The 5,100-nt window shown below is 68.6% G+C and carries 4 protein-coding genes; 3 read left to right on the top strand and 1 reads right to left on the bottom strand.

The features are described 5' to 3' along the window. Window positions 1–42: 42 nt before the first annotated feature. Window positions 43–999 (top strand): DUF1177 domain-containing protein, encoded by a 957-nt coding sequence (locus CF68_RS26510; protein ID WP_035824705.1) that lies wholly within the window; start codon window positions 43–45, stop codon window positions 997–999. Window positions 1,000–1,024: 25 nt separating this feature from the next. On the opposite strand, the gene CF68_RS26515 is transcribed toward CF68_RS26510, so the two are convergent. Next, window positions 1,025–2,005, bottom strand: coding sequence for a DedA family protein/thiosulfate sulfurtransferase GlpE (locus CF68_RS26515; RefSeq protein ID WP_200872596.1), 981 nt, complete (start codon window positions 2,003–2,005; stop codon window positions 1,025–1,027). Window positions 2,006–2,419: 414 nt separating this feature from the next. Here CF68_RS26515 and kdgD point away from each other — a divergent pair, with 414 nt between their 5' ends. Further along, window positions 2,420–3,334, top strand: a complete 915-nt coding sequence (gene kdgD, locus CF68_RS26520; protein WP_035824706.1) for a 5-dehydro-4-deoxyglucarate dehydratase — start codon at window positions 2,420–2,422, stop codon at window positions 3,332–3,334. A 103-nt stretch (window positions 3,335–3,437) separates the two neighbouring features. Continuing rightward, window positions 3,438–4,964 (top strand): aldehyde dehydrogenase (NADP(+)), encoded by a 1,527-nt coding sequence (locus CF68_RS26525; RefSeq protein ID WP_035824707.1) that lies wholly within the window; start codon window positions 3,438–3,440, stop codon window positions 4,962–4,964. Window positions 4,965–5,100 lie beyond the last annotated feature (136 nt).

Consider the following 5,100-nt stretch of genomic DNA (forward strand, 5'->3'; position numbering starts at 1 on the left):
TGCCCGCGCCGCGCGGGCAGGGCACATCATTTGGAGAAAGCCATGGCCCTGCAGCAGACGCTGGTCATTCATGAAGCCCTGGACAGCCCGCACGCCAACGGTGCGGTCGTCAGCGAACTGTTCGCGCCCTATGCCGGCGCCGGCGTGAGCGTGGAAGTGACCACGATCCACAACGCCCCGCCCGAGAACACGGCCAACACCACCGACTTCATCACCATCGTGATCCCCGGCACCACGGGCAAGCGCAGCGGCGGCAGTGCGCCGACGCTGGGCGTGATCGGCCGCAACGGCGCGATCGGCGCGCGCCCGGAACTGGTGGGGCTGGTGTCTGACGCCGACGGCCCGATCGGCTGCCTGGCGGTGGCGCTCAAGCTGGCGCAGATGAAGGCGCGCGGCGATCACCTGGTGGGCGACGTGATCGTGACCACGCACCTGTCGACCAATGTCTCGATGCAGCCGCACGACCCGGTGCCGTTCATGGGCATGCCGGTCTCGTCCGACACCATGAACGACTACCAGGTGCTGCCGGAGATGGACGCGATCCTGTCGATCGATGCCTCCAAGGGCAACAGCATCATCAAGCACCGCGGCTTTGCGATTTCGCCGACGGCGATGCAGGGTTACATCCTGCGCGTGGCGCCAGACCTGGTGGCGACCATGGAGTCCACCACCGGCTGCCCGGCGGTGACCTTCCCGATCTCGCAGCAGGACATCACGCCGTACCACAACGGCCTGTACCACTTCAACAGCATCATGCAGCCGCACGTGGCCACCGGGGCGCCGGTGGTCGGCGTGGCGGTGACGGCGCAGTCGGTGGTGTCGGGCAGCGCGACCTCGGCCAACCATGAGATCGACATCGCTGAAGCCGTGCGCTTCTGCGTGGAGGTGTCCAAGCGCTTCGGCGCCGGCAAGTGCCAGTTCTTCAACGCCGCCGAGTGGGAGAAGATCCGCGCGGTCTACCCGGACCTGTCCGTCTTCCAGACGGCGGGCAAGCGCTGAGCGCAGCGCCGGCAGCCTGGCAGGTTCAGGCGGCTTCGGCCGGCCCTGGCTGGTTGGCCGCCTCGGTCGGGGCGGTGCCGCCGTGGCGCCGCTTCCATTCGTCGAAGCCGCCGGCCAGCGCCCAGGTCTTCGGGTAGCCGGCCACGCGCAGGCGCTCGGCCAGCAGCGCGGCGGACAGTTCATTGGGGCAGGCGCAATAGACCACGATGTCGGCCTCGGCGTGCGGCACGCCCAGCGCGTCCAGGCTGTCCAGCGCGCCCTGCATGTCGAGCACCACCGAGCCGGGGATGCGCTCCATCGGCGTGTCGCCGTGGGCGCGCACGTCGATCACCACCGGCAGGATGCCGGCCAGCCGGCGCGCTTCCAGTTCGTCCACCGTCATGCGCGGCACGCGCCGCGTGCGGCGCAGCAACCGGAGGCGGCGCCACCAGCGCCACGCCAGGAACAGCGCGAACGCCACCAACAGCCCCACCACGGCCATATGCCCGTAGGCGCTGAACGCCTCCAGGATGGCATCGATAAAATCACTGAACACCACGCCGATCAGCAAGGCGCTGCCGGCCCAGACCAGCGCGCCGATGGCGTCATAGAACAGGAACACCGGCAACGGCGTGCCCGTCATGCCCGCCATCGCGGTGGACAAGGCCCCGGCACCGGGCAGCAGCTTGGCAATCACCAGCGAGCGCGGCCCCACGCGCAGATAGAGCGACTGGGTCTGGCGGATGCACGAGTCCTGCGAAATCGACACCCGGCAGATCGTGCGCAGCATCGGCTGCCCCAGCCGGCGTCCGGCGAAGTACCAGCCGGTATCGGCAATCAGGCAGGCAAAGATCACCGCAGCCAGCACCGCGCCGATCGACGGCCCGGTCTCCTGCACCCCCAGCGCGCCGGCGACGAACAGCATCGGGTACGCCGGCACCGGCAGCCCTGCCTGCTCGACCAGCACGTTCAGGAACACCAGCATCAGCCCGTGGTTTTCCAGCAAGGCCTGTAACTCTCCCACCATGTTCTCCCCGTCAGTCCAGGATGCCAGTGTGCCAGTCGCCGGGGACCCGTGCACTGGCAGCTTTGCATGGGTGTTTCAATTTTCCTGAGTGGCAGGCATGCGGGCTGGGAGCCACTCCGACTTACGTTGTCCTACAACATTACGCCCCGACCCCAGCGGACATCACCACAGTACGGTCGCCGCGATCGCCGCTATGGCGTGCCCTTCACTGCACGCTTTGTCGTTATTTGAGCGCCCGTATGGCTTTGCAGCGGAATGAAACGCGGCCGCATCCCGGTTAACCCCGAATGAGGACCCGGCCTATTGCCATCGCCAAAACCTTGTCGTACGATGACTGATAACTCGGATGACCTGCGCCGCCGCAGTCAGCCGCCACTGCCACCCGGGGCCACTGGCCCGCTCAGGATTGCCGCAATGCTCGCACCCAACGAACTCAAGCAAATCGTCTCCGAAGGCCTGCTGTCCTTCCCCATCACCGACTTCGACGCCCAGGGCGACTTCGCGCCGCAGTCCTACGCGGCGCGGCTGGAGTGGCTGGCCCCTTACGGCGCCACCGCGCTGTTCGTTGCGGGCGGCACCGGCGAGTTCTTCTCGCTGACGCCGCCGGACTACTCGGCCGTGGTCGACACCGCCGTGCGCACCTGCGCCGGCAAGGTGCCGATCCTGGCCGGCGCCGGCGGCCCGACCCGCACCGCCATCGCCTACGCACAGGAAGCCCAGCGCCTGGGCGCGGCCGGCGTGCTGCTGCTGCCGCACTACCTGACCGAAGCCAGCCAGGACGGCATTGCCGCGCACGTGGAGCAGGTCTGCAAGTCGGTGGATATCGGCGTGATCGTCTACAACCGCGCCAACTCGAAGCTGGATGCGACGCAGCTGGCACGCCTGGCCGAACGCTGCCCCAACCTGGTCGGCTTCAAGGACGGCGTGGGCGACATCGAGGCCATGGTCAGCATCCGCCGCAAGCTGGGCGACCGCTTCTCTTACCTCGGCGGCCTGCCCACGGCCGAGGTCTATGCCGCGGCCTACAAGGCGCTGGGCGTGCCGGTGTATTCGTCGGCCGTGTTCAACTTCATCCCCAAGACGGCGATGGACTTCTATCGCGCCATCGCCGCGGACGACCACGACACCGTGGGCCGCCTGCTCGACAACTTCTTCCTGCCCTACCTGGCCATCCGCAACCGCAAGGCCGGCTATGCCGTGAGCATCGTCAAGGCCGGCGCCCGCCTGGTCGGCCGCGACGGCGGCCCGGTGCGCGCGCCGCTGACCGACCTGACCGGCGAGGAGATGGAGATGCTGGGCGCGCTGATCAACAAGCTCGGCCCACAGTAAGCGGCAAGCAAGCCGCCCTCGCATTGCATATCGACAGGCCGGCCGCGGGGCACTTGCCCCCCGGCCGGCCTTCCCGCTCCAAACGCTGACAAGGAATCCTTCCATGCACATCACCGGCGACATGCTGATCGGCGCGCAAGCCGTGCGCGGCACCGAAGCCCTGCTGCAGGCCATCAATCCCGCCACCGGCGAAGCCCTGGGCCCTGACTTCCATGGCGGCGGCCAGGCCGAGGTCGAGCGCGCCTGTGCGCTGGCCGAAGCCGCTTTCGACACCTACCGCAACACCACGCCGGAGCAGCGCGCGGCCTTGCTCGAAGCCATCGCCACCGGCATCGAAGCGCTGGGCGACACGCTGATCGAACGCGCCCACCTGGAAAGCGCGCTGCCGATCGCGCGCCTGCAGGGCGAGCGCGCCCGCACCGCCGGCCAGTTGCGCCTGTTCGCCACCGTGCTGCGCGAAGGCCGCTGGCAGCAGGCCACCTTCGACGCCGCGCTGCCCGAGCGCAACCCGCCGCGCCCGGACCTGCGCATGCAGCGCATCGCCATCGGCCCGGTGGCAGTGTTCGGCGCCAGCAACTTCCCGCTGGCCTTCTCCGTGGCCGGCGGCGACACCGCCTCGGCGCTGGCCGCGGGCTGCCCGGTCGTGGTCAAGGCGCACCCGGCGCACCTGGGCACGTCGGAACTGGTGGGACGCGTGATCCAGAAGGCCGTGCAGGACGCGGGCCTGCCCGAAGGCGTGTTCTCGCTGCTGGTCGGGGCGGGCAATGCCATCGGCACGGCACTGGTCTCGCATCCGGCAATCCAGGCGGTGGGCTTCACCGGCTCGCGCGCCGGCGGCCTGGCGCTGATGCAGGCTGCCCAGCGCCGCCCGCAGCCGATCCCGGTGTATGCGGAGATGAGCAGCATCAATCCGGTGTTCCTGCTGCCCGCGGCGCTCGATGCGCGCGGCGAGGAAATCGGACGCCAGCTGGTGGATTCGCTGGTGATGGGCGTCGGCCAGTTCTGTACCAACCCCGGGTTGGTGATCGGCATTGAAGGCCCCGCGCTCGACAAGTTCCGCGCAGCGACGCTCGGCGCGCTGCAAGGCAAGCCGGCTGCGACCATGCTGACGCCCGGCATCCATGCCGCCTTTGAGCAAGGCGTGGCGCAACTGTCGTCGCTCGACGGTCTGCAACGCATTGGCGACGGCGTCGACGGCAACGGGGCCAACCAGGCGCGGCCGGTGATGTTCGAGACCACCGCGGCGCAGTTCTTGGCGGATCACCGGATGCAGGCCGAGGTGTTCGGGCCGTCGACGGTACTGGTGGTGTGCCGCGATCTCGAAGAGATGCTGACGGTGGCGCGGCAGCTTGAAGGCCAGCTGACGGCGACGATGCAGCTCGATGAGGCCGACCACGCGGCCGCGCGGCGCCTGCTGCCGGTGCTGGAACGCAAGGCCGGGCGGGTGCTGTGCAATGGCTATCCGACTGGGGTTGAGGTTGCCTATGCGATGGTGCATGGCGGGCCGTTCCCGGCGACCTCGGATGCGCGTTCGACTTCGGTGGGGGCGACGGCGATTGACCGGTTCTTGCGGCCGGTTTGTTATCAGAACTTGCCGCAGGCGTTGTTGCCGGAAGCGGTGAAGGGTTGATCGCGCAGGCCCCGCAGTGCGCGGGGCTTTTTTCTTATTGGGGGGTCTTCGCTAGATTTGGGAAGCCCTGCTTTGGCTTGTTGCCATGCGGTCGGTTGTCGCCCTTGGCAAGCGTGGCTGTTTCGCCGGCGTAGCC

Origin of the sequence: Cupriavidus sp. SK-4, assembly GCF_000611125.1 — a bacterium.
In the GTDB taxonomy this organism is placed as follows: Bacteria; Pseudomonadota; Gammaproteobacteria; order Burkholderiales; family Burkholderiaceae; genus Cupriavidus; species Cupriavidus necator.